At 35.2% G+C, this 26281-nt stretch carries 26 protein-coding genes; 13 read left to right on the top strand and 13 right to left on the bottom strand.

Translation table 11 applies throughout. The features are described from left to right. From M2326_RS02585 to M2326_RS02560, 6 genes are all read right to left on the bottom strand, one after another. Positions 1-251, bottom strand: a 251-nt coding sequence (locus tag M2326_RS02585; RefSeq protein ID WP_264617990.1) for a transposase, incomplete at its 3' end; no start/stop codon positions are given. A 106-nt stretch (positions 252-357) separates the two neighbouring features. Then, positions 358-3534, bottom strand: a complete 3177-nt coding sequence (locus M2326_RS02580; RefSeq protein WP_264617989.1) for an efflux RND transporter permease subunit — start codon at positions 3532-3534, stop codon at positions 358-360. A gap of 32 nt (positions 3535-3566) precedes the next feature. Further along, positions 3567-4634: an efflux RND transporter periplasmic adaptor subunit gene (locus tag M2326_RS02575; RefSeq protein WP_264617988.1), complete on the bottom strand. Its 1068-nt coding sequence runs from the start codon at positions 4632-4634 to the stop codon at positions 3567-3569. Between the two features lies 1 nt (position 4635). Then, entirely contained in the window at positions 4636-5976 is a 1341-nt protein-coding gene (locus M2326_RS02570; RefSeq protein WP_264617987.1) for a TolC family protein, read from the bottom strand. Continuing rightward, positions 5973-6575 (bottom strand): TetR/AcrR family transcriptional regulator, encoded by a 603-nt coding sequence (locus tag M2326_RS02565; protein WP_264617986.1) that lies wholly within the window; start codon positions 6573-6575, stop codon positions 5973-5975. Before M2326_RS02565 ends, M2326_RS02570 begins: the two co-directional genes overlap by 4 nt. Positions 6576-6589: 14 nt before the next feature. Next, positions 6590-7111, bottom strand: a complete 522-nt coding sequence (locus tag M2326_RS02560; RefSeq protein ID WP_264617985.1) for a YceI family protein — start codon at positions 7109-7111, stop codon at positions 6590-6592. A 192-nt stretch (positions 7112-7303) separates the two neighbouring features. On the opposite strand from M2326_RS02560, the gene M2326_RS02555 reads away from it, so the two are divergent. The 3 genes from M2326_RS02555 to M2326_RS02545 are packed head-to-tail and all read left to right on the top strand — an operon-like array spanning position 7304 to position 9370. Next, on the top strand, positions 7304-8278 hold the full coding sequence (locus M2326_RS02555; protein WP_264617984.1) for a polyprenyl synthetase family protein: 975 nt from the start codon (positions 7304-7306) through the stop codon (positions 8276-8278). Between the two features lie 4 nt (positions 8279-8282). After that, a complete protein-coding gene (locus M2326_RS02550; RefSeq protein ID WP_264617983.1) occupies positions 8283-9017 on the top strand; it encodes a hypothetical protein in 735 nt (244 codons plus the stop codon). Beyond that, positions 9014-9370: a hypothetical protein gene (locus tag M2326_RS02545; RefSeq protein ID WP_264617982.1), complete on the top strand. Its 357-nt coding sequence runs from the start codon at positions 9014-9016 to the stop codon at positions 9368-9370. Before M2326_RS02550 ends, M2326_RS02545 begins: the two co-directional genes overlap by 4 nt. A 494-nt stretch (positions 9371-9864) precedes the next feature. Here M2326_RS02545 and M2326_RS02540 read toward each other — a convergent pair whose 3' ends face one another. Further along, on the bottom strand, positions 9865-10410 hold the full coding sequence (locus tag M2326_RS02540) for a hypothetical protein (protein ID WP_264617981.1): 546 nt from the start codon (positions 10408-10410) through the stop codon (positions 9865-9867). A gap of 118 nt (positions 10411-10528) precedes the next feature. Here M2326_RS02540 and M2326_RS02535 point away from each other — a divergent pair, with 118 nt between their 5' ends. Both M2326_RS02535 and odhB read left to right on the top strand, forming a co-directional pair. Continuing rightward, positions 10529-13321 (top strand): 2-oxoglutarate dehydrogenase E1 component, encoded by a 2793-nt coding sequence (locus M2326_RS02535; RefSeq protein WP_264617980.1) that lies wholly within the window; start codon positions 10529-10531, stop codon positions 13319-13321. Positions 13322-13407: 86 nt separating this feature from the next. Next, positions 13408-14625 carry a 2-oxoglutarate dehydrogenase complex dihydrolipoyllysine-residue succinyltransferase gene (odhB, locus tag M2326_RS02530; RefSeq protein ID WP_264617979.1) on the top strand — a complete coding sequence of 406 codons (1218 nt, stop codon included), beginning with the start codon at positions 13408-13410 and terminating at the stop codon, positions 14623-14625. Positions 14626-14732: 107 nt separating this feature from the next. Here odhB and M2326_RS02525 read toward each other — a convergent pair whose 3' ends face one another. From M2326_RS02525 to urtA, 6 genes are all read right to left on the bottom strand, one after another. Then, complete coding sequence (locus tag M2326_RS02525) at positions 14733-15431, bottom strand: ATP-binding cassette domain-containing protein (RefSeq protein ID WP_264617978.1); 699 nt, start codon at positions 15429-15431, stop codon at positions 14733-14735. 57 nt (positions 15432-15488) lie between these two features. Beyond that, positions 15489-16259: an ATP-binding cassette domain-containing protein gene (locus tag M2326_RS02520; protein WP_264617977.1), complete on the bottom strand. Its 771-nt coding sequence runs from the start codon at positions 16257-16259 to the stop codon at positions 15489-15491. Beyond that, entirely contained in the window at positions 16252-17283 is a 1032-nt protein-coding gene (gene urtC / locus M2326_RS02515) for an urea ABC transporter permease subunit UrtC (RefSeq protein ID WP_264617976.1), read from the bottom strand. Before urtC ends, M2326_RS02520 begins: the two co-directional genes overlap by 8 nt. A 17-nt stretch (positions 17284-17300) precedes the next feature. After that, the gene (gene urtB / locus M2326_RS02510) at positions 17301-18191 is read right to left on the bottom strand and encodes an urea ABC transporter permease subunit UrtB (RefSeq protein WP_264617975.1); all 891 of its coding nucleotides are present in this window, start codon (positions 18189-18191) and stop codon (positions 17301-17303) included. Between the two features lie 70 nt (positions 18192-18261). Then, on the bottom strand, positions 18262-19038 hold the full coding sequence (locus M2326_RS02505) for a hypothetical protein (RefSeq protein ID WP_264617974.1): 777 nt from the start codon (positions 19036-19038) through the stop codon (positions 18262-18264). A gap of 100 nt (positions 19039-19138) precedes the next feature. Beyond that, the gene (gene urtA / locus M2326_RS02500) at positions 19139-20347 is read right to left on the bottom strand and encodes an urea ABC transporter substrate-binding protein (RefSeq protein ID WP_264617973.1); all 1209 of its coding nucleotides are present in this window, start codon (positions 20345-20347) and stop codon (positions 19139-19141) included. 251 nt (positions 20348-20598) lie between these two features. Between urtA and ureA the strand changes: the two genes are divergently transcribed. The 8 genes from ureA to M2326_RS02460 are packed head-to-tail and all read left to right on the top strand — an operon-like array spanning position 20599 to position 26270. Beyond that, a complete protein-coding gene (gene ureA / locus M2326_RS02495; RefSeq protein ID WP_108739533.1) occupies positions 20599-20901 on the top strand; it encodes an urease subunit gamma in 303 nt (100 codons plus the stop codon). After that, positions 20898-21254, top strand: coding sequence for an urease subunit beta (locus M2326_RS02490; protein ID WP_264617972.1), 357 nt, complete (start codon positions 20898-20900; stop codon positions 21252-21254). Before ureA ends, M2326_RS02490 begins: the two co-directional genes overlap by 4 nt. Before the next feature lie 16 nt (positions 21255-21270). Continuing rightward, positions 21271-22986, top strand: a complete 1716-nt coding sequence (ureC, locus tag M2326_RS02485; protein ID WP_264617971.1) for an urease subunit alpha — start codon at positions 21271-21273, stop codon at positions 22984-22986. Next, entirely contained in the window at positions 22987-23478 is a 492-nt protein-coding gene (locus M2326_RS02480) for an urease accessory protein UreE (RefSeq protein WP_264617970.1), read from the top strand. Then, positions 23478-24164 carry an urease accessory protein UreF gene (locus M2326_RS02475; protein ID WP_264617969.1) on the top strand — a complete coding sequence of 229 codons (687 nt, stop codon included), beginning with the start codon at positions 23478-23480 and terminating at the stop codon, positions 24162-24164. Before M2326_RS02480 ends, M2326_RS02475 begins: the two co-directional genes overlap by 1 nt. Before the next feature lie 9 nt (positions 24165-24173). Further along, entirely contained in the window at positions 24174-24809 is a 636-nt protein-coding gene (gene ureG, locus M2326_RS02470; protein WP_264617968.1) for an urease accessory protein UreG, read from the top strand. After that, on the top strand, positions 24806-25585 hold the full coding sequence (locus M2326_RS02465; RefSeq protein ID WP_264617967.1) for an urease accessory protein UreD: 780 nt from the start codon (positions 24806-24808) through the stop codon (positions 25583-25585). The genes ureG and M2326_RS02465 overlap by 4 nt, the downstream gene beginning before the upstream one ends. After that, positions 25572-26270 carry a hypothetical protein gene (locus M2326_RS02460; RefSeq protein ID WP_264617966.1) on the top strand — a complete coding sequence of 233 codons (699 nt, stop codon included), beginning with the start codon at positions 25572-25574 and terminating at the stop codon, positions 26268-26270. Before M2326_RS02465 ends, M2326_RS02460 begins: the two co-directional genes overlap by 14 nt. The last annotated feature ends 11 nt before the right edge of the window (positions 26271-26281 follow it).

Genomic DNA, 26281 nt, shown 5'->3' with positions numbered 1-26281 from the left:
GCTTCAAGCTCCATTATCTTTTGTTCTGGTCCCTTTGACATAGTGAATGGTGTTTGGTTTTCCCAATCAAAGTTACCAAATTTTCGTAACCATTGCACAATAGTAGCCCGAGACTGAATCCCGTATTCTTTTTTAACTTGAGAAATAGTAGTAATTCCTCGTTCAATTTCTTGAACAATTTGTAATTTAAAAGACATTGAGTAATCTTTTTGCGTACGCTTAACATAGCGTGTTTCTTCATGTTTTTCCATAAGGATACTTTTTGTGTATCGCTATTTCAGGACGGGACATTTTGATATAATAAAAAAGCCGCCTCAAATAAATTGAGGCGGCTTTTTTTGCATTTTAAAACGAAAATTACATATTGTGTTCTGGATTAATACCATCTTCGTTAAGTTCTTTATGAACATAATCGGAAACCATTTCTGCTTCGTAATCAATTTTATCTCCTTTAGAGAATTTTGCTACTATTTTTTCCATGATTTCATAAATTACAGGAACGATAATTAAAGTAAGGAATAATGAACTGATTAAACCTCCAATGATAACCCAAGCAAGTCCATTTTTCCATCCAGCTCCAGCTCCAGATGCCAACGCAATAGGGAACATACCAAATACCATGGCGATAGTCGTCATCAATATAGGTCGCAAACGAGCATGATTTGCCTGAATTAATGCAGTTCTAATGCTTTCACCAGCTTTACGTCGTTGATTGGTGTAATCTACAAGCATGATGGCATTTTTACAAACCAGTCCAATAAGCATAATGATACCCAAAATGGTAAAGATATTTAATGAATTGTTGGTCAAAGCCAAGGCTAACATTGCTCCAATAAAAGATAGCGGTATAGCAAATAATACCACAAACGGGTGGATAAAACTATCATATAACCCAACCATTACAAGGTAGACTAAAACAATCGCCGCCAACAATGCAATTCCTAAAGTACCAAATCCTTCGGACTGATTTTCTTGATCTCCCCCCCAAATGTAATTTACACCAGTTGGTTTCTCTAATTTATCCAATTTCTCTTGCCATTGCGTAACAACAGCTCCAGCAGAAACTCCAATGTTTTGACCTTGCACAGTAACAGAAGCCGTTTTGTCTCTTCGCTCTAATTTACTTGGACCAGAACCTTCGGTAATCGCAGCAAATTGGGATAATTTAATTTGTTGTCCCATGTCATTGATAAAGATTAAATTACTTACATCAGTAATGTTTTTTCTGTCAAAAGCATTGTATTTGATGTTAATATCATATTCATATTCACCTGCGCGGTACTTACCATCAGTATTTCCACTATAAGCCGTTTGCATGGTCATCCCAACAGTTTGCAAAGTCAATCCAAGAGCAGACATTTTATCGCGATCTACTTGTACATTAATCTCAGGATTCCCGTCTTCAACGGTCAATTTAATCTCTGTAGTTCCAGGTATTTTGCGTAATTCAGCTTCTGCTAATTTGGCAAATTTCATGGCGCTTTCCACATTTGGGCCGGTAACAATTAATCCCAATTTCGCATCCTCTGCAGTACCAAGAATTCCTACTGGAACCGTTTTTACTTTAGCACCAACTAAAACTTTTTCTAGTTTACGCTTGATTCTTGCAGCGTAGACAGACGCATCATCTGTACGTTCTGATTGTTCGATCATTTTTACATCAATCTCAGCTTTGTAAGCAGTTGCTTGTGTACCTCCCATTCCTTCAGAAGTTTGTCCAACGGTCGTAATTTGACTGTGAACGTATTCTTGTGTTTTTAAAAAAGCTTCTGCTTTTTGAGTCATGAAGTTAGTCTGTTCTAATGAGGCATCTTTTGGCATCTCGATTTGAACCAAAAATTCACCACTATCGGATGCGGCAAAGAATTCACCACCAATAAAACCACCACCCACTAATCCCATGGTAGAAGAGAAGAATAATACCAATACGACTAAAATAGTTCTGATATAATGATTCAAACACCATAGTAAGATTTCAGTAATCCAATTGGTAAAACGAGTTAAGTAACTTTCGAAACCAAGAATCACTCTTCCAAAGAGGTTTTTACCTTCAATATGTTCAAGTTTTCCAAAACGAGATGATAACCAAGGAATAATAGTAAATGATGCTAATAAGGATAATAAAGTCGAAATCACCACTGTCATACAAAACTGTGTAATAATATTTGACACCAAACCACTACTCATGGCGATTGGTAAAAATACTACCACAATTACCAATGTAATCGAAGTTACCGTTCCACCAATTTCGGCCGTTCCATCATAGGAAGCACGAATACGGTTCTTACCCATTTCCATGTGTCTATAAATATTTTCTAGTACTACAATGGCATCATCGACCAATATTCCTACTACTAGCGATAGTCCTAATAAACTCATTAAGTTCAAGGTGTACCCTAAAAGGTAAATTCCGATGAAAGTTGCGATTAATGACGCAGGAATGGAAACCATTACAATCAATGAGTTTCTAATACTATGCAAGAAAAATAACATTACCAAGGCGACCAAGATTACTGCAATTAGTAAATCATGTAATACAGAATCGGCCGCTTCAAGTGTGAAAACCGTACTGTCTTTTGCAATTTGTAATTTAACATCATTTGTTTTGTAGTCTGCTTCTAGTACAGCAATCGTTTTTACCAATTGCTCACTCACGGCAACAGCATTTGCATCTGATTGTTTTACAATTTGTAATACGATGGCACTTTTTTCATCGATACGAGCAATTTTTTCAGCAATTTTTTGAGTATCTTGAACGTCTGCAATATCTTGTAAACGAATTTGAACTCCGTTTTTTGAAGAAATAATCAAGTTTCTTAATTCGTCGACATTCTTGTACTTACCTGCCAATCGAATTAATATTTTTTGTTCACGAGTTTGAATGTTTCCTGTAGGGAAATCAAGATTGGAACTCAAAATAATTTGTTGTACTTGTGGTACCGATAATCCATAACCTTGCATTTTGGTAGCATCAAGATTCACTTGAATCTCACGTTCTTGTCCACCAATAATGTTTACTTGTGCTACCCCTTGTACACGAGATAAAACGGGTGCAATTTTTTTGTCAATTAAATCAAAAAATTCGGCTTCATCCATTTTTCCATTGGCACCAATGGTCATAATTGGTAAATCACTCAAAGAGAATTTGGTTAATGACGGTGGGTCAGCATCATCTGGTAAGTCGCTCAATACGGCATTGATTTTTCGCTGAGCATCGTTCATGGAGTTGTCAACATTGGCATTTGATGTCAATGTTATCGATACAATAGAAAGGCTTTCGTATGACTTAGAATCAATTTTTTTTATATTTTCTAAAGACGAAATTGCATCCTCTATTTTTTTGGTAACGGTGTTTTCGATCTCACTTGGTGATGCACCAGGGTAGACTGTAGAGACGGTGATTACATTGGTCTCAAATTTTGGAATCAATTCATAGCCTAATTGACTATAACTGAATATTCCCCCTAGAATTAGAATTGTAAATAATACAATTACTAACGAGGGACGTTTTATGGATATTTCTGCTAATTTCATATGTTTTTTATCTGTTGATTATTAGAAGGAACTTATTTAATAACTTCTATTGCATTACCATCTTGAAGGTTGATTTGACCTGTTGTAATGACAATTTCTCCATCTGATAAACCATCTAGGATTTCAACTTGATCACCTAAAATTCTTCCAGCAGTAACTTTTTTCAACTTTGCAATACCATTTACTGCAACAAATACTTGATTACTGTTTACGCTACCTACAAAAGCATTTCTTGGGACTACCTTTAATGATTGTGTTTGTTGAGCCGATTTGAACAAAGCAGTACCATACATTCCTGCTTTTAGATCATTGTTGGTATTGTTTGATATTTCGATTTCTACAGGAAAGTTTAAAGTACCGTCTGCTTTTGGTGCAATAAAAGTAATCTTACCCGGAAATTCTTTTCCAGGGTATACATTTGACGATACTGCAATGTTGTTGCCAACTTTTAAACTCGCTACTTGAGATTCATTTACCGCTACAATCAGTTTTAATTTACTTGTATTCACAATTTCAAACAAATTTGTAGAAGGCATAGAAGTCAGCATAGAACCTAGTTCGATGAATTTTTTATTGATAATTCCGCTTATTGGAGCTTTAATTCTAGTATCACCAATATTAATTTTGGCTTGTCTGTAATTCGCTTCAGCATTAGTCATCATTACTTTTGATTGGTCCAACTGTTGTTTGGTTACACCACCTGTTTTATATGCGTTTTCAAAACGACTGTAATCTGTTTTTGCATTTTGATAAGTTGCTTCAGCAGCTTGTGCATTGATGTTTATTGCATCACCTCTCATGATTGCCAAAGTTTGTCCTACACTTACACGATCACCTTCTTTGACAAGTATATTAGTTATTTTTCCAGATTTTTCAGCTGTCAAAAGCAATTCTTGTTTAGCTTCAAAGTTCCCATTGGCTACAAAATCCAAATTGACTTCCTCTGTATTTACGGTAGCTACTTTTACAGATACGCTAGCATTTTTCTCGGCTACAATAGCAATTTTCTCTTCGTTTTCTTTTTTATTCTTCGTTAAAATATATCCTATTAATGCCAGAGCAGCAACAATGATAAGTACGGTAGTTATTATTTTCTTCATGTTAGTTGTTTATTAATGATTTTAGTTCACCTTTTGATTTGATAAGTTTTATTTCTGCCAATTTATAATCCAATATTGCTGCAGTGTAATTGTTTTGTGCTTGTGTAGAAGCGTTTTCTGCGTCTAGCAAGTCGGTTAATGATGCTAGTCCTTGCATGAAGTTATTATTGATGTTTTTTCTAATTTCATCTGCTAATTTCATGTTTTCTTTTTGATTTTGAATGGTTATGATGCTGTTCTCAATTTGAGTTTTTGCATTTTTATAGTCTAAATCTAGCGCTAGTTGTGTGTCGCTTATATCTTCTTTAAGGGACCTTAGCTGTACGTCGGCTTGGTCTACTTTTGCTTTTGTACCAAATCCTGCAAATATTGGAACTCTCAAATTCAATCCAATTGCTGAGAAATCAGACCAATAAACGCTATTTGAAGGTTTTTCGAACCAAGGCATCTGAGCTCCTTGACCAATATAATTATAGCTTGCAGATAGGGAAAGTGTTGGGTAATACCCTGCAATCACCGATTTTTTTTGAAATTCTAATAGCTCTTCTTGTTTCTTGAGTAACAAAAACTCAGAACGGTTGGATGCGTTTGGAGCCGATGAAATAGCAGCAGGCGTCACTTCAAAATCAGATTGCGGAATCTCGATTGGAGTGTCAATTGACATTCCGATGTAGAATTTTAATGCATTTTCTTGTAATTGTATCGCATTGGTTATTTGTTGTTTTTGAGTGTTGATGTTGGATAAGTTGACGGTCATTCGATCCAAATCAATTCTTTTTGCCAATCCGTTGTCATATTGTCCTTTTACAATATCGCGAACTTTGGTTGTTGTTGCTAAGGTGCTTTCTAATAATGCTAATTTTTGACGTAGTACATATACTTGATAGTAATTGTTTGCGACTCTTTCAATTACTTGCTCTTCGGTTAATTGGTCGTTAATTTGGTAAAATTCTCGAGTTGTTCTAGCGGCTTTCAAACCAGTGAAAACAGATTGGTCGAACAAAGTTTGTGTTAACGAAACACCAGCAGTTGAACTCCATTTTTGCCCAAAATTCGCTTGGATTGTTGTTCCAGGTGCTCCAAAATAATTTCCGTTAAGGACTGTTGTTTGCAGTACTGGATTGTAGTTTAATGTACCCGTTGCTGCAATTTGAGGTAAGGCTCTCGAGCGAACTTCATTAATTTGATATTCGCTATTTTCGACTTTCAATTTTGCTTTTTTTGCATCGGCCTTATTTTCTAAGGCATATTTAATCGCATCTTTCAGCGTTAATTTTGTTGTTTCCTGTGATTTTGCTGTTATGGCAAAAGTTAAGAATGTTAGTATTATTAGTTTTTTCATTTGGTATTAGGGTTTTGTAGTTGTTTTTCTAGTTCTATTATTCCAGTATCAGTGGACATTGCTCGAGTATGGTATTCTAAAGCCTGTAATTCCAATCGCTGTGCTTCTTTTTCTGAGCTTGTATTTTCATGAAGACTGAATATTAAGGTATAATAAAACTGGACATAAGCCTCAATATCGAGTTCCTTTCTGTATAAACCACTTTCTATTCCTCTTGTGATATTATCTCTAAACCACATTGTGCATTCTGTAATTTCACGAAGAACCACTTTACTGTAAATATCTGGATAATGTTTCTTCAGTTGGTATATTGGTGAAGAATCTACGGATGATTGAAACATCTCACTGAACTTTTCGCGGATTTTAAAATTTTCCTCGATAGCATTAAGTTTCATGCTCAATATAGTATTAATGGTTTCATGCACTTCTTTGTGCATAAAATTTGTACTTTCTTCAACTAACAGTTCTTTGTTGCAGAAATATTTGTAAATTGTTTTTTTTGAGATACACATTTCACAAGCGATATCATCCATAGTGATGCTTTTAAAACCAAGTTTTAAAAATAGTTCGCCTGCTTTTTTTATTATTTTCTCTTTCATTGTTTTTTCAATGTTTATGCAGTGAATTCTAGATTGGCTTCGATGAGCAAATCTTGTCCCATCATAATGCCGTCTTTTTGGAAAATCGAATTGGTTTTTAAATTAAAATCTCTTCTATTAATGGTTCCTTTTACTTCAAATGAAGCTTTTCGAACCCCATTATAAAAATTATACCCCAAAAATGCCGTATCAAATTCAATGACTCTAGTGATGTCTTTTACTGTTAGATTTCCTTTTAAGAAGTTAATGTTTTGATTGACCTTTTGAAAAGAAGTGGATTTGAAATTGATTACTGGGTATTGTTCTGTTTCTATAAAATCATTTATTTTTAAATAGGTGTCGAATTGCTCCATTTTGTTTTCTTTAGAATTAACGTCTAACGAAAATTCGATACAAGCATTTTCTATACTATCATTTTTTAAATCCACATTGCCCTTGAATTTATTGGTAGCTCCAGAGATGTATGCTATAATTGAATGTTTAATTTTTATTAATACATCTGATTGATCTGAATCTATAGTCCATTTTGTTTCCATAGCAATATTTTTTTTTAGTTCTTAAAAAGTTTTTAAGGACGATTTTGAAATGTTAATTTTTTGGCAAATGTAATAAGGAAACTTTAAACACCAAAATAGTTTCCAATGTATTTACGGTTTTTTAACATTTCATTCGTGAGTGGTGTTTGTAATCCAGTGTGAATACTGTAAATTAGCCGAAAATTATTTTTTATGCATTCTATTTCGCAGTATCAGGAAATTTTTCTTAATTATTTAGAGAGTCAATCCGTTGATAAAGAGCCTAAAAACCTTTATGACCCTATTCAATACATCCTGAAGTTAGGAGGGAAGAGGATGCGTCCCATATTAACATTGATGACTGCCGAGGTTTTTAATGTAGATTGCAAAGAAGCTTTGGCTGCAGCAATGGCTGTAGAAGTTTTTCATAATTTTTCATTAGTTCATGATGATATTATGGATGATGCTCCTTTGCGACGTGGCAATCAAACGGTTCATGAAAAATGGGATATCAACACAGGAATCCTTTCTGGAGACGCGATGCTAATTTTGGCTTATCAATATTTTGAGCAATATGAACCTGCAGTTTTTAGAGATTTAGCCAAGTTGTTTAGTAAAACAGCACTTGAAGTTTGCGAAGGGCAGCAGTGGGATGTAGATTTTGAAACACGCACCGATGTAACCATTCCAGAATATTTAAAAATGATTGAGTACAAAACAGCAGTTTTAGTTGCTGCAGCCATGAAAATGGGGGCTATTATCGCTAATACTACTCAAGAAAATGCCGATTTAATTTATGAATTCGGACTCAATTTGGGTTTAGCATTCCAATTGCAAGATGATTATTTGGATGCTTTTGGTAATCCAGAGACGTTTGGAAAACAAGTTGGTGGAGATATAATCGAAAATAAAAAAACTTATTTGTACCTAAAGTCCCTTGCAGCAGCAAATCCTCAGGATAAGGCGCAATTATTAGAATTGTTCTCTTCGTCTCCAGAAAATAATACGGTTAAAATAGAACAAGTTAAGTCAGTTTTCATTCGATCAACGGGTGATAAGATCACGCAAGAAGCAATCGAAGAGTATACCTTGAGAGCATTCAAAACCTTAGAAAAAATGAATATCGAGCTGGATAAAAAAACGATATTGAGAACCTTTGGTGAAAATTTGATGAAAAGAAAAGCATAATTTGATGAATAAAAGTGTTCCACATTTTTTAGAAGCGGAGGTTGTTTCTACAACAAATTGGCAATTAGTTTTTGCTTTATGTTTTCCATTTTTTACTATTTTGGCACTAGGAATCGATTCAGTTTCTTTTGCCGAACACTATTTTGACGGTAGACAGCTTACCAATGTGATGGCTATTGCTTATTTTTCAGGTTTTTATTATGTAGCCCATAAGCAGTTACGGAAATTAATGTTGGTCATGGTTGGGCTGTCTTATATAGGGGAACTTATTTTTTGTAAGTTGCTCGGTATGTATGATTATCGTACCGAAATGATTCCATTTTATGTGCCTCTTGGTCATGCTATAGTGTATGCTTCGGGTTATGTATATGCATATACTAAATGGGCCTACGCAAAAGAGTTGCATCTCAGGAAATATTTCCTTCTGTTTTTTGCACTATTGTTTTTGGGTGTTGGAATCTTTCTACAAGATTATTTTTCATTATTTTTTGGAATAGGATTCTTTTGGCTCTTAAAAAGGAAACAATGGCAAAATTTATATTGTTTTATTGCGCTATGTGTTATATTCATTGAATTGGTTGGGACCTATTTTAAATGTTGGGCTTGGGTACCCAATATTTTTGGATATATTCCGGCTTCAAATCCACCAATGGGAGCTGTTTTTTTCTACGCTGGTGGTGACAGTTTGTTAGCCAAAATTGTAAAAGCTTGGGATAATAAAAAAAACAAAGTAAAATGAATTTCATCGCTCCGATTTCGGTAGAATTATTGCTTCAAGAAGCAACACAAGACTCTTTATACCTTGCTTTGATTGAGCAGATTAATAAAGATTTTAATTTGGCAAACGAAGGGATAGACTTTCCTAGAAGTATTGTGCCTGAAGAACTCAAGATTCAGTTGCACGAAAAGATCTATCGCATGATCCAATACAAATTTGCTGAATACTTAAATCTTTTGTATATTATAGATGTATCCGAAGAAAAAATCAAAGCACTGGATGGTTCTGATTTAGTTGTTTTGGCCGAAGATGTTGCATTCTTAATTCTAAAAAGAGAATGGCAAAAAGTTTGGTTTCGTAATAAATATCGCTAGGCTAATTATCAAGATCTAGTGTGTGTGATCTTGCTTTTGGTTGGTATATACTATAGCTAAATGAAGTATAGTATAAGATATTTGCTTTTTAAGAAAAGCTAAGAGCAATTGCTATCTTTTGCTGTATTATAACTTTTAGCTCTATTTAAGCATAAAAAAAAACATTAAATTGGCAATTTTCATCTCTGCTAATTTTTGGTGACGTTCACTGAATTTTGCTTAAACTTCTTTAATTATTTTGCTAATTCTACATCAAGATTATTAAATCGATATATTATCAAATTTCCTACTTTTTTAAGTATTTTGTAGGGGCTTATAATTTGTGCAAATTAAATTTTGCTAATTCCAATTTTTACTTTTAAGAATAGTGTATTTAGAGTGTGCTATTTAATTTGGTTACTTTTCTATCTAAAATTAAGGAATATCTAATTAGCTCTTTTTTTGTGTGTAGGATTGGATTATTTGATAACTAAATCAAATAAATTTTTTTACTACTAAAAATAAAATCGAACAAATGGCATAAAAGCAGTGTTGTACGCTAGGCTATTTTCTTTGTATAGTACATTGTATCGTACTCCAACGGTTGCATTGTTGCTACGGTATCCTGCACCTATAAATAAACCTGTATTCCAAAAATTATTTTTGAAATTATTAGGTGAAACACCAGTTACATTCACACGAAGTTGTTCTAATTCTGCCGAAAGTTGGATCTCTGGTAAGGGGTTGAATAAAGTGATTATGCTACCACCGTATAGATTAGAACTATATGAGTTTTTGAGTTTTGTATATGTATATTGAGCGCCCAATCCTACAGAAAAATAGTGATTGACGTTGTAGATAGCAGAAGGAGAGATCGAAATGTCGGTATAACCAGAGCCAAGACTTAATCCTACGCCACCTCCAAATTGTACATTATCCCAAAAATCACTAGGTAAATTACTGTTTTTATTTTGGAATTGTGCGCTCATTGAAACGGTAATAAAAACGGCGGTCAAAATTAAATAAAAGTCTAAAAAGCTTGAACGGTGCATATTTTTCATCGAATTATAGTTTTTTTTAACAAATCTATATGTAAAAGTACTTAAAAAAAGGATTCAGTTATAATTGATTATTGTATTTTTGCTGAACTATTTAACAAAAAGTATATTCACTAACATTATGGATAGGTTTTCATTTTTAAACGCAGCACATAGCGAATTTTTCGCGCAACTATACGATCAATATTTAGAGAACCCAGATAGCGTAGAGCCGAGCTGGAGAAGTTTTTTCCAAGGTTTCGACTTTGGGATGGAAAGTTATAACGAGGAAAACCCAGTTCAATATAACGTTTCAACAACTTCTGTTCCCTCTGGAGCTTCGGTTTCTGTTGATAATAGTAAGATTTCAGAGCAACTTCAAACAGAGTTTAAAGTTTTAAAGTTAATTGACGGATACCGTTCTAGAGGACATTTGTTTACCAAAACAAATCCTGTAAGAGAGCGCAGGTCTTTTACTCCTAATTTAGATTTAGAAACTTTCGGTCTTGCAGCATCGGACTTGAATACCGTTTTTGATGCGGCAAAAGTATTGGGTCTACAGCCGTCATCTTTGTCTCAAATTATCGACCATTTAACAAAAGTATATTGCCAGCACATTGGTGTTGAGTACACGTACATTCGTAAACCAGAAATTGTTCAATGGATTCAAGATAAATTGAGCTTGAATGAGAATCAACCTACTTTTAGTTCAGAAGAGAAAAAAAGAATTCTAAGTAAATTGAACCAAGCGGTTTCTTTTGAGAATTTCTTACATACTAAATATGTGGGTCAAAAACGTTTCTCACTTGAAGGAGGAGAAACTATTATTCCAGCTTTGGACGCTTTGATAGAAAGAGCAGCTGAACAAGGAGTAGAGCAGTTTGTAATGGGAATGGCTCATCGTGGTCGTTTGAATGTTTTGGCTAATATTTTCGGAAAATCGACTCAAGATATTTTTGGGGAATTTGATGGGAAAGATTATGATCAAGAATATTTTGACGGTGATGTGAAATATCATTTAGGTGTAACAGCTGATAAAATCACACGTTCGGGTAAAAATATTAATATCAATTTGGCTCCAAACCCTTCACACCTTGAAACTGTTGGTGCAGTTATTGAAGGAATTACAAGAGCAAAACAAGATAAATATTATGAAGATGATTTTTCTAAAGTTTTACCAATTGCCGTTCATGGTGATGCTGCAATTGCAGGACAAGGTATTCTTTATGAAATCATTCAAATGGCACAATTGGAAGGCTACAAGACTGGTGGAACAATCCATATTGTAATCAATAATCAAGTTGGATTTACAACCAATTACCTTGATGCTCGTTCATCCACGTATTGTACAGATGTGGCTAAAGTAACTTTGTCGCCGGTATTGCATGTGAATGCAGATGATGCTGAATCTGTGGTTCATGCCATGCAATTTGCATTAGACTTTAGAATGCAATTTGGTCGTGATGTATTTATTGACCTATTAGGCTATAGAAAATACGGTCATAATGAAGGTGATGAGCCTCGTTTTACACAACCATTATTATATAAAATTATTGCTAAGCATAATAATCCTAGAGAGATTTATGCAGAGAAATTATTGTCAGAAGGTGTTATTGATGCTAATTTGGTAAAAACAATAGAGAAAGAATACAAAGATGACTTAGATCAAAACTTGGAAGCCTCTCGTAAAAAAGAATTGACAGTAATCACTCCCTTCATGAGTGATGAATGGGAAGGATTTAAACAAGTTTCTACTGAAGGAATGTTGACAAAAGTAGATACTGCTTATTCTATTGAGGGTTTGACTGAAGTGGCTAATGCCGTTTGTAATTTGCCAGCCGATAAGAAGTTTATCAGTAAAATACAGAAGTTGATTAACGACAGAAAAACAATGTTTTTTGATACTAATAAACTAGATTGGGGAATGGCTGAGCATTTAGCTTATGGTTCATTGCTTCAAGAAGGTTTTAGTGTTCGTATTTCTGGGCAAGACGTAGAGCGTGGTACATTTTCTCACCGTCATGCTGTAGTAAAAGTAGAAGATTCTGAAGAAAAAGTTACGTTAATCAAAAATTTGGTTAATGCTAAAGGGAAATTTCGTATTTATAATTCATTTTTATCTGAGTATGGTGTTTTAGGTTTTGACTATGGTTATGCTTTGGCAAATCCAAAAACCTTAACGATCTGGGAAGCACAATTTGGAGATTTCTCTAATGGTGCACAGATTATGATTGACCAATACATCTCTTGTGGAGAAGATAAATGGAATACACAGAACGGAATTGTATTGTTATTGCCTCATGGGTATGAAGGTCAAGGTGCTGAGCACTCTTCTGCACGTATGGAGCGTTACTTACAATTGTGTGCACGTCATAACATGTACGTTGCAGATTGTACTACTCCAGCTAACTTTTTTCACTTGTTGAGAAGACAAATGAAAACTACTTTCCGCAAACCCCTTGTAGTATTTACTCCAAAGAGTTTGTTACGTGATCCAAGATGTACTTCGCCAATTGAAGATTTTACTTCTGGAAGTTTTCAAGAGACGATTGATGATGTTGTGTTGAATAAAAAAGACATAAAATCATTAGTTTTCTGTACGGGTAAATTCTATTATGACTTAACTGCAGAAAGAGAAACGAGCGGTCGTACTGATGTTGCAATTGTTCGTATCGAACAATTATTCCCTTTACCTGTGGAACAATTGAAAGCGATTATAGCACAATATCCAAACGTTGAGGATTATGTTTGGGCACAAGAAGAGCCTAAAAACATGGGGGCCTATTCGTATATGTTGGTTAATTTTAATTTAGTGAAATGGAGATTAGCATCATTAAAAGCATACTCTGCTCCAGCAGCAGGAAGCTACACTAGAGCAAAACGCCGTCATGCGGATGCTATTAAAATGGTATTTGATAAAAATTTATTTAGATAAAAAAAAATTGTTTCAAGTTTAAAGTTTCAGGCTTTATGTTAAGCATTTGAAACTTTAAACAATTTAAACTTTAAACAAAAAAGAAGATGATTTTAGAAATGAAAGTCCCATCACCAGGGGAATCTATAAAAGAAGTTGAAATTGCCACTTGGTTAGTACAAGATGGTGACTATGTTGAAAAAGATCAAGCGATTGCTGAAGTAGATTCAGATAAAGCGACATTAGAATTGCCTGCAGAGGCTAGTGGTATTATTACCCTAAAAGCAGAAGAAGGTGATGCAGTAGCAGTAGGTTCAGTTGTTTGTCTTATTGATACAGCTGCGGCTCAGCCAGCAAACTCGGCTCCAGCAGCGGCAGCACCAGTTGCTGAAGCACCAAAAGCAGCTTCTGCACCAGCACCAGTTGCGGCACCAGCAGCAAATTACGCTACAGGGACTCCGTCTCCAGCAGCTAAGAAAATATTAGACGAAAAAAATATTGCTCCAGCGACAGTTTCAGGAACTGGAAAAGGAGGGAGAATTACTAAAGATGATGCAGTAAATGCAGTACCGTCAATGGGAACTCCAACAGGTGGAAGCCGTGGACAAGAGCGTACTAAATTGTCTATGTTGCGTCGTAAAGTAGCAGAGCGTCTAGTAGCGGCTAAAAACGAAACAGCAATGTTGACTACGTTTAACGAAGTAAACATGACACCTATTAATACTATTCGTAACGAATACAAAGATACCTTCAAAGCAAAACACGGTGGTGTTGGTCTTGGATACATGTCTTTCTTTACCAAAGCGGTAACTAGAGCATTGCAATTGTATCCGGATGTAAATTCTATGATGGATGGTGATCACAAAATCGCATTTGATTTTGCAGATATCTCTATCGCAGTTTCTGGACCAAAAGGTTTGATGGTTCCTGTAGTGCGTAACGCAGAGAATTTAACTTTCCGTGGAATTGAAGCTGAAATCAAAAGATTGGCTATCAAAGCACGTGACGGACAAATCACTGTTGATGATATGACAGGTGGTACATTTACAATCACTAACGGTGGTGTATTTGGATCAATGTTGTCTACTCCAATTATTAACCCTCCTCAATCAGGAATCTTAGGTATGCACAATATTATTGAGCGTCCGATTGCTGTAAACGGTAAGGTTGAAATTCACCCAATGATGTATGTGGCACTTTCTTATGACCACAGAATTATTGATGGTAAAGAATCTGTTGGTTTCTTGGTAGCGGTTAAAGAAGCGCTAGAAAATCCATTAGAATTATTGTTGGATAACAATCCTAAAAAAGCATTGGAACTATAATTCAACACTTTTAAACATAAAAAATCCCAAATTCATTTAACCGAATTTGGGATTTTTTGTTAGGATGAATTAGTAATTTGTATTTTCCAGTAAAGTTGATTCTTTGCTTACAGTTTAATACTGTCTATGATTTGAGCTTTATTTTCCTCAGTTATTCGTCCGTTTTTGGTGATTTCTCCACCTTGCAGGAAATAATAGGAGTGTGATAAATCAAGTGCAAAGCCAACAAATTGTTCGACTAGAAGTACCGATACATTTAATTCTGAGGTTACTTTTTGGAGTATTCTTCCAATTTCTTGTACTACGTTGGGTTGAATTCCTTCGGCAGGCTCGTCTAGTAAAATCATTTTGGGTTCAATGACAAGCATTCTAGCGATGGCTAATTGTTGTTGTTGTCCACCGCTTAACATTCCACCTTTTCGTTTACTAATTCCCTTTAGGTCGGGAAAGTAATCGTATCCGATTTCGAGTGCTTTTTTTAAGTTCATTTTTCGGACTTCGCATCCTAGTAAAAGATTTTCTTCAACAGTTAAGTAAGGAAAAATCATTCTACCTTGAGGAACGTAGCCAATGCCTAGTTGAGAAATGGCTTCCGAATCAAAATTGGAAATATCTGTACCATCAAAAATAATCTCTCCAGACTTAGAAGGTAATAGTCCCATTATTCCTTTAAGAAGCGTGGTTTTTCCAGCTCCATTACTTCCAATAATAGAACAAATTTCGTTCTTGGGTATGGTTATATTGATGTCGTGAATGGCTGAGGTTTCTGAAGAATATCCAGCGGTCAAGTTTTTTATTTCAAACATGTTTATTGAATTATGTGGATGAATTTTTAGGAGAACATTCGAAAAAAAGTTCGCTGTTTACTTTTGTCGTCCCAAATAAATTTCGATGACTTCTTGATTGTTGACTATTTTGTCAAACGTTCCGTTATCAATGATTCGTCCTTCGTGCATTACTAATACGGAAGTAGAAAAATTGCTAACGAACTTCATATCGTGTTCAACTACAAAAACAGTTCTTTCTTGTGCAATTTGGGTTAGAAGTTCACCAGTTTTGTCTCTTTCATTGGGTGACATTCCCGCGATGGGTTCGTCTACCAATAGTAATTCAGGTTTGTTGATAATGGACATAGCTATTTCCAGCCACTGCTTTTGACCGTGAGATAAGGAACCGCTAATGGCGTGTTTGACTTCTAATAAATTCAGTTTCTCTAAAGTCTCATCTATAATGTCGTGTTGTTCTTGTGTGATTTTTGAGCTAAAGAGATACCATAATGTGTTTTTTCCAGTTATTAAGGCCAATTTCATGTTTTCAAAAACGGTTTGCGTATTGAAAATAGTTGGGTTTTGAAACTTACGACTGATTCCTAAGTGAACAATACTTTCTGGTTTTTTGTTCTGTATTTCTATTTCAGATTTATAAACGATAATTCCTTTGGAGGTTTTTACGCGGCCGCAAATAGCATCTAATATGGTAGTTTTACCTGCTCCATTTGGACCAATGATAAACTGAACTCCTTTGAAAGGAAAATCGATAGTGATGTTGTTTAGTGCTTTGTACCCATCAAAATCTACTTCAACATCTCTTAAACTAATGATAGGGTTTGGTATTATTTGACGAAATCTACTCATTTTTAAGTTTGTTAAATGTGTTGGTAAACCATTTTTTTTCCATTAATGTCCCCACAATTCCTTTTGGTACAATAATAGTAGCCGCTATGAATAAAAATCCATAAAAGTACCACCAGTATTCTGGCATTGATTCAGAAAAAGTTGTTTTGGCATAATTGATTAATAGCGCTCCTACAATAGGACCTAATAATGTTGCTCTTCCTCCAATAGCAACCCAAATTACAAACTCGGTCGACATTAAGATACTCATAATCGAAGGAGAAATAATTCCAACAATTGGTACGAATAATGCTCCTGCAATTCCGCAAATCGCAGCAGAAGTTGCTAATGTAATTATTTTGAAAGAGTCCGTTTTGTATCCTAAGAAACGCAATCTTGTTTCACGGTCTCTAATGGCTTGGATGATAGTTCCTCCGTGCGATTTAAGCATGAATTTACTAACGAAATAAATTCCAATCAATACAGCTACAACTAGTAAGTACAGTATTTTTATTAGCATTGGATCGTGTAATGCGAGTCCGAATAAACCATCAAAACCAGTAATTCCATTTGATCCTCCGGTGAAACTTTGTGACCCTACAAATAGAATAGACATTATAAGTGTTATTGCTTGACTGATAATCGTGAAATAAACTCCTTTTGTACCCGATTTGAAAAGTGGTATCCCGACAAGTAAGGCTAAGGTAACGGGTAAAATAATAATCATTGCCAATGTAGAAGGGAAATATTTAAAAGGAGCCCAGAACCAAGGTAAAACTTCAATACCTGACCATTCCATAAAATCGGGTAGCGGTTGTGCTTGTAATTTCATGTACATGGCCATCGCATAACCGCCGAGTGCGAAATAAACTCCGTGACCAAGACTTAATATTCCCGTGTATCCCCATAATAGATTTACAGATATAGCAACTATTGAAAATACAAGGAATTTACTCAACAAAGAAAGTCTAAACTCAGAAAAGAGAAAGAGTGGTATCAGTATGAGTGACAGTATTATTAGGGTGTATATTGTTTTTTGTTTCATTTTAGTAATTGAATAAATTAATCAATAGTTCTATCTTTCATAGGAGATAATCCTTGTGGTTTGTATTGTAAAGTGACTAATACCATTACCAATATAATAACTTTTGCCATGCTTGATGTGGTGTAGTATTCGATAAATGGATTACACATTCCGATTAATAAGGCACCTAGAATAGATCCTCTTAATCCTCCAATTCCTCCTAGAATTACGACCAAAAAGGTATCAATAATGTAGTTTTGACCTGTTGAAGGGCCTATCGAACCCAACATTGAGATGCAGATCCCTGCAATTCCTGCAAGTCCACATCCAAATGAGAAGGTAAATGAATCTGCTTTTTTGGTATTAATTCCAATGCAAGAAGCCATAGAGCGATTTTGCATTACGGATTGAAGTATTCTTCCTTTTGGTGTTTTATACATGAAGTAATAAACAAACAAACAAACGAGTATAGAAATAAAAATGATTAAAATTCGATTATAAGGTAAAGTGATATCTTTTGATATTTTCCATCCTTCGTTTAATATCTTTGGCATCGGTGCATCAACATTATTAGAACCAAAAATATTTCGTGCTAATTGTTGTAAAATTAAACTCACTCCCCATGTTGCCAAAATACTGTCTAGAGGTCGAGCATATAACCTTTTAATTATAAATCTTTCGACTAAAAAACCTATTCCGAAAGATAAAAAGAAGGAAAGAATAAAGGCTACCCCTAAGGTTAACCAAGTTCCTTCGCGTCCAAGAACAAGACTTACTATATAGCTGCTATAGCAACCAATCATGATGAATTCTCCATGGGCAAAGTTAATAACACCCATCATTCCAAAAACAATACTTAGTCCTATTGCTGTCAGTAGTAATATTGAACTAATACTTAGTCCGTTGAATATAAATGGTAAAAACTCCATGTTTTAAATGTTGTTATAAAGGATATTGAATAATCAAAAATTAATTATTCAATATCCTTAAGGATTGAAATTAAAATAATGTTACTCCCAATAATCCAGTCATAGTGTGATTAAGTGGGCTGGCTACTACTCCTGCATTGGCTTTGACACTGTAGGTATCTGTTATTTTAATAGGTTTGCTAATATTGATTCCTACTTCATTAAATCCAGACGTTTTAGCATCAGCAACAGCTTTGTTTGTCCATTGCCAAAAAGTTCCTCCACCATCGCTATCCAAAGCAAAACCATAAGATAGATAGGGACTTACGGTTACATTATTCTCTAATGTGAAATCATATGATGCTTTGAAATAAGAAGAATATCGTTGTGAATTATCTGCATTTCTATCTCTACCAGCAATTATGGTAGAAAGGAATAGGTTTAAATTTGTCTTTGGTAATGTATAAGCAACCGATAAGTCAAAGAAGTGTCTCGTTCCTTTTCCATAATTAAAATAATTAGATTGAGTGTGATCTCCATACGCGGCATAACTTGGAGAAGCGGTATAGTCACTATAGTTATATATATCCCAAAGAGCAAAGCTAATTCCAGATTTAGTGGTATATGAAACATATAAATCAACATCTTTCCAAATTCCTGCCAATCCGTATCCATTCCAAGTTCCTACTTCTAGACCTTTGTATTTAAAGCTTGCTTGAGCAGCAATAATTGGATCTGGCCCAACGGCATATCCTCTCCAGTACCATTGATTGTGAAGTGAGGCTGTTAAGTCAAATTTTCCTGAATCTTGAGCAAAAATAAGGGTAGTCATTAACCCTGTGAGTAGTGTGAAAATGATTTTTTTCATAACCGTCTATTTAATAAATTGTAAGTAAGATGTTTAGTAAGCCGATTAATTATGAAGGTATAAGTTTCATTAACAATTAACCGGCTGTATACAGTGGTGATTATTTTATTACACCTGGAGAGATAACTCTTTTATCAGTGGCAATACTAGGGAAAGGATCTGCTTTTATCATACCTTCAGATTGGTATACGATGTCAAATTGTCCTTTGTCATTCGCTTTACCGATCATGAAGTTTTTAATAGTATGGTTTGTAACAGGGTCAATCGATACAGTTCCTTCTGGAGCATCATAACTAACTCCTCCGATTGCTTTTTGAACTTCCATTGGATCAAATGATTTTGCTTTTTCAACTGCTGCTGCCCATAAGTACACTCCAAAATAAGCTGCTTCAATTGGGTCATCAGTAACTTTGTCTGCACCGTATTTCGCTTGGTATGCTTTGATGAATTTTTCGTTAGCTGCACCTGGCATACTCATGAAGTAATTCCAAGCTGTTAATTGACCATTCATAATGTCAATTCCAATACCTTTCAATTCTACTTCAGCAATAGAGAATGACATACATGTTACTGCAGGGGCAACTAGTCCATTAGATTTCATTTGTTTAAAGAATCCAATATTACTGTCTCCGTTAATTGTATTTAGAACTGCATCAGCACCAGAGCTTTTTATTTTTTGAACGATTGAAGTAAAGTCTGTGTGTCCTAGAGGAGCATATTCTTCACCTACAATTTCAAATCCTGCCAATTTTAATTTTGCTTTGATAATTTTGTTTGCTGTTCTTGGGAAAACATAATCAGATCCAACTAAGAAAAATTTCTTTTTTCCTTCCTTAATCATATAGTCAACTGCTGGAAGAATTTGTTGGTTGGGAGCTGCTCCTGTATAGATTACATTTTTTGAAGCTTCCATTCCTTCATATTGTACCGGATAGAATAAAAGATTATTTTTTGATTCGAAAACAGGAAGTACTGCTTTTCTACTAGAAGAAGTCCAGCATCCAAAAACGGCTTTCACTTCGTCTTGATCTATTAATTTTGTTGCTTTTTCAGTAAAAGTTGGCCAGTCAGAGGCACCATCTTCAGTAATAGGGTCAATTTGTTTTCCTAATACTCCACCGGCTGCATTTATTTCTTCAATTGCTAACAAGGTTGCATTTTTACAATCTGTTTCAGAAATAGCCATTGTCCCAGATAAAGAGTGTAGAATACCAACTTTTACAGAGTTCGCATCGGCTACCGATTCTTCCTTTTTTTTGCATGCTGTAATGAGTAATAATGCTGCAAATCCTACTATTAATTTTTTCATGTTTATCTGTTTTAAATTGTTAATTGTTTGTCAAAAGTATTTTTTTAGAACGATACCCCCTAATTTTTATGGGGTAAGTTTTTAGAATTGTATTATAAATAAAAGTCACCCCTTGTTATTTAGGAATTTATTTCTATGTATCTATTTTATTGTTAGATTGCCATTTTTGGTTATTTTTTTTGAAATGTTTAGGTTTTCATTCCTATTTCAACTAATAATTACTTTATGTTTGTATACTAATACTCTTTAAAATGCATTTAAATCCGAAAGAAATCGAAAAATTACTTCTCTATACTGCTGGAGAAGTTGCTCTTAAAAGAAAAAATAGAGGTTTGAAATTGAATTACCCTGAAGCTATAGCATTAATAAGTGCAGACTTATTAGAAGCTGTTCGTGACGGAAAGACCGTCGCCGAGCTCATGCAGTACGGAACAACTATCCTAACTAGGGAAGATGTGATGGAAGGAATTCCAGAAATGATACACGATATACAAATAGAAGCCACTTTTCCTGATGGAACCAAATTAGTAACCGTACATAATCCTATCAAATGATACCAGGTGAATACATACTTAGAACAGAACCAATAGAAATTAATGTCAACAAAAGAACTATTTCTATTGAAGTGATTAATAAAGGTGATCGTCCTGTGCAAATAGGTTCGCATTATCATTTTTTTGAAGTAAACAAACAAATGAGTTTTGATCGAATGCCTACATTAGGAATGCGATTGAATATTGCAGCTGGAACGGCAGTACGATTTGAACCAGGTGAAGAAAAAGAAGTAGAACTAGTAGAAATGAGTGGTGATAAAACCGTTTATGGTTTTAATAATTTAGTAGATACAACCATCACAGATGCTAATCGTGACAGTATTGAACAAAAACTAAAAGAATTTCTAAAATAAAGGATACTCAAAGAGCATGGAAATTAATAGAATAAAATATGCCAACATGTTCGGCCCAACAGTTGGAGATAAAGTAAGATTGGCCGATACCGAATTGTTTATCGAAATCGAAAAGGATTTTGCTGTTTATGGCGAAGAATCCAAATTTGGTGGAGGAAAAACCATTCGTGATGGTATGGCACAATCTGCACGAGCAATGCGTCATGAAGGGGTGTTGGATTTTGTAATCACCAATTGTATCGTTATCGATCATTGGGGAATTGTAAAAGGAGATATCGGAATCAAAGACGGAAAAATTGTAGGTGTAGGTAGAGCTGGAAATCCAGACACTATGGACGGAATTTCCGACAACATGATTATTGGCGCTTCTACCGAAGTGCATTCGGGAGCAGGAATGATTGTTACCGCGGGAGGAATTGATACGCATATTCATTTTATCTGTCCACAGCAAATCGATCACGCTTTATATAGTGGTGTCACGACCATGATTGGTGGTGGTACTGGTCCTGCTGACGGAACCAACGCTACAACGGTAACTCCTGGAGCTTGGAATATTCAAAAAATGCTAGAAAGTGCCGAAGCTTTCCCAATGAATTTAGGTTTTTTTGGAAAAGGGAATTGTTCCACAACAGCTCCTTTGGTAGAACAAATCGAAGCAGGAGCTTTGGGGTTAAAAATCCATGAAGATTGGGGAGCAACACCTGCCACTATAGATGCTTCGTTGAAAATTGCAGACGAATACGATATTCAAGTTGCGATACATACAGATACACTTAATGAAAGTGGATTTCTTGAAGATACAATCAATGCCATCGACGGAAGAGTAATTCATACTTTTCATACCGAAGGTGCTGGTGGTGGTCATGCTCCCGATATTATAAAATCGGCCATGTACCCAAATGTGTTGCCATCAAGTACCAACCCAACCCGACCGTTTACTATTAATACAATTGATGAACATTTGGATATGCTTATGGTGTGTCATCATTTGGACAAATCGGTGCCCGAAGACGTAGCTTTTGCTGATTCTAGAATTCGACCAGAAACCATTGCTGCCGAAGATATTTTGCACGATATGGGAGTCTTTAGTATGATGAGTAGTGATTCTCAAGCTATGGGAAGGGTGAGTGAAGTAATCATCAGGACGTGGCAAACGGCTCATAAAAATAAAATTCAACGTGGATTTCTTGAGGAAGACGAAGCCAATCAAAACGATAACTTTAGAGTGAAACGTTATATCGCTAAATACACTATCAACCCTGCAATTTCACACGGAATTTCAAAACATGTAGGTTCTATCGAAGCTGGAAAACTGGCTGATTTAGTATTGTGGAAACCTGCTTTATTTGGGGTAAAACCAGAATTAATCATCAAAGGTGGAATGATCATCGCAGGAAGAATGGGAGATCCAAATGCTTCTATCCCGACTCCGCAACCGGTAATTTATCGCCCGATGTTTGGAGCTTATGGAAAAGCGTTGCACAAAACCTGTGTTACTTTTGTTTCGAAAATTTCGGTCGAAAATAAAACCATTGAAAAGTACCAATTAAACAAAATGATTTTGCCGGTTGAAAACTGCAGAAACATTGGTAAAAAAGATTTAATACACAACGATAAAACGCCAAATATCGAAGTCAATCCAGAGAATTACAAAGTAAGTGTAGATGGAGTACACATTACTTGTGAACCTTTGTCAGAACTTCCCATGGCACAACGTTATTTTTTATTTTAGATGATTATTACAGAAAAAATTAAACCAGAAGATACTTGCCCCAAAGAGAGAATTTCTGTTGCGGTAGATATTGAATGGTTCGAATCGAATAAAAGAATCCAGCACAAACGCGCCAGAGATGGTAAGGAGTTCCGGCTAAAGTTTCTAAATGAAAACCCGAACTTAAAGCACGGAGATATTCTATTTCAAGATGAAGACAACAATTATACAATTAATATCCTTCCTTGTGATTGCTTGGTGATTGTACCCAAAAACAATTTTGAAACGGCATCTATTTGTTACGAAATAGGCAACAAACATTTGCCTTTGTTTTATGATAATGATGCGCTATTGGTTCCTTTTGAAAAACCATTGTTCCGACAATTACTCGCCATGGGATTCGAAATTCGTCAGGAAGAACGAGCCTTGCTGACTCCGCTCAAAACCTCTGTCGCTCCTCATGTAGAAAGCGATAGTTTGTTTTCTAAAATTATGAATCTAACTCAAAAATAATGACCAATTCATTATTGAATTTATTACACCTTTCAGATCCTACTTTGCCTATTGGAGGTTTTTCGCATTCGTATGGGCTAGAGACTTATACCCAAAAAGAGATTGTAAAATCAACAGATGAGGTCGAATTGTTCTTAAACGAAATGCTACATCATAGTGTGTTGTATAACGAAGCTTCTTTTATCAGTTTGGTGTATGATGCCTGCGAAAACGGTGATTGGCAACAAATAATCGAAATGGATGCGCTGTGCAATGCGTCCAAATTACCGAAAGAAATAAGAACGGCCAGCCAAAAATTGGGGGTTCGTTTACAGAAAATATTCAACCCTTTAATTCAAACCGATTTTACCCAAAAGGTTGCTTTAGCCATAAAAAACAAAGAGCTTAATGGTCATTACTGTATCTTGTATGCCATTTATGCTTTCGAACTAAAAATTGAAAAGAAAGAAGCACTCGAAGGTTTTTTCTATAATGTTACCATCGGATACATTACCAATGCAGTTAAACTGATTCCGCTAAGTCAAGATTCTGGACAATTGCTATTGTTTAAATTGTTGCCTAGTTTGGCACAATTGGCACAAAAAGCAATGCAGCCCGATATGGATTTATTGGGTTGCAGTTCGGCGGCTTTTGACATTAGAGCGATGGAACACGAAAATTTATATTCTAGATTATACATGTCTTAAATTAAAAAAATGAGCAGAAAATATATAAAAATAGGAGTAGCTGGACCCGTAGGTTCAGGAAAAACAGCTCTTATCGAAAAGTTGACACGAGAACTTGCTTCTCAATATTCATTGGGTGTAATTACCAATGATATTTATACACAAGAAGACGCCGAGTTTTTGACCAAAAATAGTTTGTTACCCAAAGAGCGAATTATCGGAGTCGAAACGGGAGGTTGCCCGCATACTGCCATTCGCGAGGACGCAAGTATGAATCTCGAAGCCGTTGAAGAAATGGCAGAGCGTTTTTCTGATATCGAAATTATTTTTATCGAAAGTGGGGGAGATAATCTGTCGGCTACCTTTAGTCCCGATTTGGCCGACTTAACCATATTTGTCATTGATGTCGCTCAAGGCGAAAAAATTCCTAGAAAAGGCGGTCCCGGAATTACCCGCAGTGATTTGTTGATGATTAACAAAATAGATTTGGCGCCTTATGTGAATGCCGATTTGGGAGTAATGGAGCGCGATGCCCGAAAAATGCGTAACGGAAGACCGTTTGTTTTTACCAATTTGATGAAGAGAGATGGCTTGGATGATGTGATTGGTTGGATTCAAAAATATGCTCTTTTAGAAAATGTACTAGAACCAAATTTGCACCGATGATTTCAAAGGTTACTATAGAATCAGTTGAAAAACGAGGCATAACGGAATTGAAATCTGTTTTTTGTTCTACACCTTTTAAAGTAGTTGAGGTAAGAGAGGACAAGAAGAATCCGCTGTTAGAATTAATGTTGATGAGTTCTTCTCCCGGCGTTTTGGATAATGACGAATTGAGTTTTGATTATTTGATTGCCGAGAACTGCCAAGTAGAGATGACTACACAGTCTTTTCAAAGGTTGTTTACCATGGAAAACAGCGCGGTTCAAAAAACGAATGTTGTGGTAAAGGAAAATGCTTTTCTTTCCTATTTGCCACAACCTACTGTGCCACATAAAGATTCCAATTTTAAAAGTGTAAATACCATTTGTTTAGAAAAAAACGCTGCTGTTATTTGGGGTGAAATTTTCACTTGTGGACGAAAATTAAAAGACGAAATTTTTCAGTTTACCCAATTTCAAAGTTTGACTAAAATTTTCCAAGAGGAAAAACTCGTTTATTTCGAAAATTTATTTTTGAATCCAACCAAGCGAAACCCACTAAATATTGGACAATATGAAGGATTTACGCATCAACTTAGTTTAGTTTACATTGATGATGCTTGTGATGTTCCAGTTTTGAAAAAGCAATTGGATGCCTTCTTGGAAGATAAAGAATGTACGTTTGGTATTTCTGAAACTGCGACCAACGGATTGTCTATTAAAATATTAGAATTTAAGGCCGAGAAATTACTAACTCTAATGAAACAATTAACTCAGATTATAAAAAATGGTCGACTTTAATTTACTTTGTTTTACGGTTTTATCCATTAGTGCGATTCATACTTTGAGCGGGCCAGATCATTATTTGCCTTTTATTGTCCTATCAAGATCCAAACAATGGAGTTTGAAAAAGACCCTTTTGTGGACTTTTCTCTGCGGGTTTGCTCATGTATTAAGTTCGGTTGTACTTGGTGTAATCGGAATATTTCTGGGATGGACAGTGACCAAAGTCTTCCATATCGAAGAGATTCGTGGAGGCTACGCTTCCTGGTTTTTATTACTTTTTGGAGTCGGTTACGTGATTTATGCCTTGGTTAATTTAAAAAATAATAAGACCCACAAACATTTCGATACCTCAGATGAAGGCGATATTTATGTTTTTGAACACAAACACGGACAAAGTATTGCGGGTAACAAACGTTACAAAGTAACGCCTTGGGTGATGTTTTTTATTTTTGCCTTGGGACCTAGCGAACCTATGATTCCACTAATCATTTATCCGGCTATTAATTATACTTTTTCGGAAGTTGGGATGTTGATCTTTTTATATACTTTTACCACTATTTTCACCATGATGTTTATGGTTTTAATGGGGTTTTTCGGCTCTCGTTTTATCAATTACAAAGGATTCGAAAAATACATTGAATTATTCAGTGGGATATCCATCATCGTTTGTGGCTTCGGAATGGTGTTTTTGGAGTGGTAATTGAATGTGCT

The sequence above is a fragment of the Flavobacterium psychraerolatum genome (assembly GCF_025960985.1).
Classification (GTDB): Bacteria; Bacteroidota; Bacteroidia; order Flavobacteriales; family Flavobacteriaceae; genus Flavobacterium.
This window is presented reverse-complemented; position numbering and strand designations above follow the sequence as displayed.

What these genes read in the sequence shown, in the direction of transcription:
- odhB (WP_264617979.1), top strand. Translation starts at nt 13,408, where the DNA reads ATGATTTTAGAAATGAAAGTCCCATCACCAGGGGAATCTATAAAAGAA.
- M2326_RS02575 (WP_264617988.1), bottom strand. Translation starts at nt 4,634, where the DNA reads ATGAAGAAAATAATAACTACCGTACTTATCATTGTTGCTGCTCTGGCA.
- M2326_RS02550 (WP_264617983.1), top strand. Translation starts at nt 8,283, where the DNA reads ATGAATAAAAGTGTTCCACATTTTTTAGAAGCGGAGGTTGTTTCTACA.
- M2326_RS02545 (WP_264617982.1), top strand. Translation starts at nt 9,014, where the DNA reads ATGAATTTCATCGCTCCGATTTCGGTAGAATTATTGCTTCAAGAAGCA.
- M2326_RS02535 (WP_264617980.1), top strand. Translation starts at nt 10,529, where the DNA reads ATGGATAGGTTTTCATTTTTAAACGCAGCACATAGCGAATTTTTCGCG.
- M2326_RS02490 (WP_264617972.1), top strand. Translation starts at nt 20,898, where the DNA reads ATGATACCAGGTGAATACATACTTAGAACAGAACCAATAGAAATTAAT.
- M2326_RS02555 (WP_264617984.1), top strand. Translation starts at nt 7,304, where the DNA reads ATGCATTCTATTTCGCAGTATCAGGAAATTTTTCTTAATTATTTAGAG.
- M2326_RS02560 (WP_264617985.1), bottom strand. Translation starts at nt 7,111, where the DNA reads ATGGAAACAAAATGGACTATAGATTCAGATCAATCAGATGTATTAATA.
- M2326_RS02460 (WP_264617966.1), top strand. Translation starts at nt 25,572, where the DNA reads ATGGTCGACTTTAATTTACTTTGTTTTACGGTTTTATCCATTAGTGCG.
- M2326_RS02565 (WP_264617986.1), bottom strand. Translation starts at nt 6,575, where the DNA reads ATGAAAGAGAAAATAATAAAAAAAGCAGGCGAACTATTTTTAAAACTT.
- M2326_RS02465 (WP_264617967.1), top strand. Translation starts at nt 24,806, where the DNA reads ATGATTTCAAAGGTTACTATAGAATCAGTTGAAAAACGAGGCATAACG.
- M2326_RS02520 (WP_264617977.1), bottom strand. Translation starts at nt 16,259, where the DNA reads ATGAGTAGATTTCGTCAAATAATACCAAACCCTATCATTAGTTTAAGA.
- ureA (WP_108739533.1), top strand. Translation starts at nt 20,599, where the DNA reads ATGCATTTAAATCCGAAAGAAATCGAAAAATTACTTCTCTATACTGCT.
- urtA (WP_264617973.1), bottom strand. Translation starts at nt 20,347, where the DNA reads ATGAAAAAATTAATAGTAGGATTTGCAGCATTATTACTCATTACAGCA.
- urtC (WP_264617976.1), bottom strand. Translation starts at nt 17,283, where the DNA reads ATGAAACAAAAAACAATATACACCCTAATAATACTGTCACTCATACTG.
- M2326_RS02475 (WP_264617969.1), top strand. Translation starts at nt 23,478, where the DNA reads ATGACCAATTCATTATTGAATTTATTACACCTTTCAGATCCTACTTTG.
- M2326_RS02480 (WP_264617970.1), top strand. Translation starts at nt 22,987, where the DNA reads ATGATTATTACAGAAAAAATTAAACCAGAAGATACTTGCCCCAAAGAG.
- M2326_RS02570 (WP_264617987.1), bottom strand. Translation starts at nt 5,976, where the DNA reads ATGAAAAAACTAATAATACTAACATTCTTAACTTTTGCCATAACAGCA.
- M2326_RS02540 (WP_264617981.1), bottom strand. Translation starts at nt 10,410, where the DNA reads ATGAAAAATATGCACCGTTCAAGCTTTTTAGACTTTTATTTAATTTTG.
- ureC (WP_264617971.1), top strand. Translation starts at nt 21,271, where the DNA reads ATGGAAATTAATAGAATAAAATATGCCAACATGTTCGGCCCAACAGTT.
- M2326_RS02525 (WP_264617978.1), bottom strand. Translation starts at nt 15,431, where the DNA reads ATGTTTGAAATAAAAAACTTGACCGCTGGATATTCTTCAGAAACCTCA.
- M2326_RS02505 (WP_264617974.1), bottom strand. Translation starts at nt 19,038, where the DNA reads ATGAAAAAAATCATTTTCACACTACTCACAGGGTTAATGACTACCCTT.
- urtB (WP_264617975.1), bottom strand. Translation starts at nt 18,191, where the DNA reads ATGGAGTTTTTACCATTTATATTCAACGGACTAAGTATTAGTTCAATA.
- ureG (WP_264617968.1), top strand. Translation starts at nt 24,174, where the DNA reads ATGAGCAGAAAATATATAAAAATAGGAGTAGCTGGACCCGTAGGTTCA.
- M2326_RS02580 (WP_264617989.1), bottom strand. Translation starts at nt 3,534, where the DNA reads ATGAAATTAGCAGAAATATCCATAAAACGTCCCTCGTTAGTAATTGTA.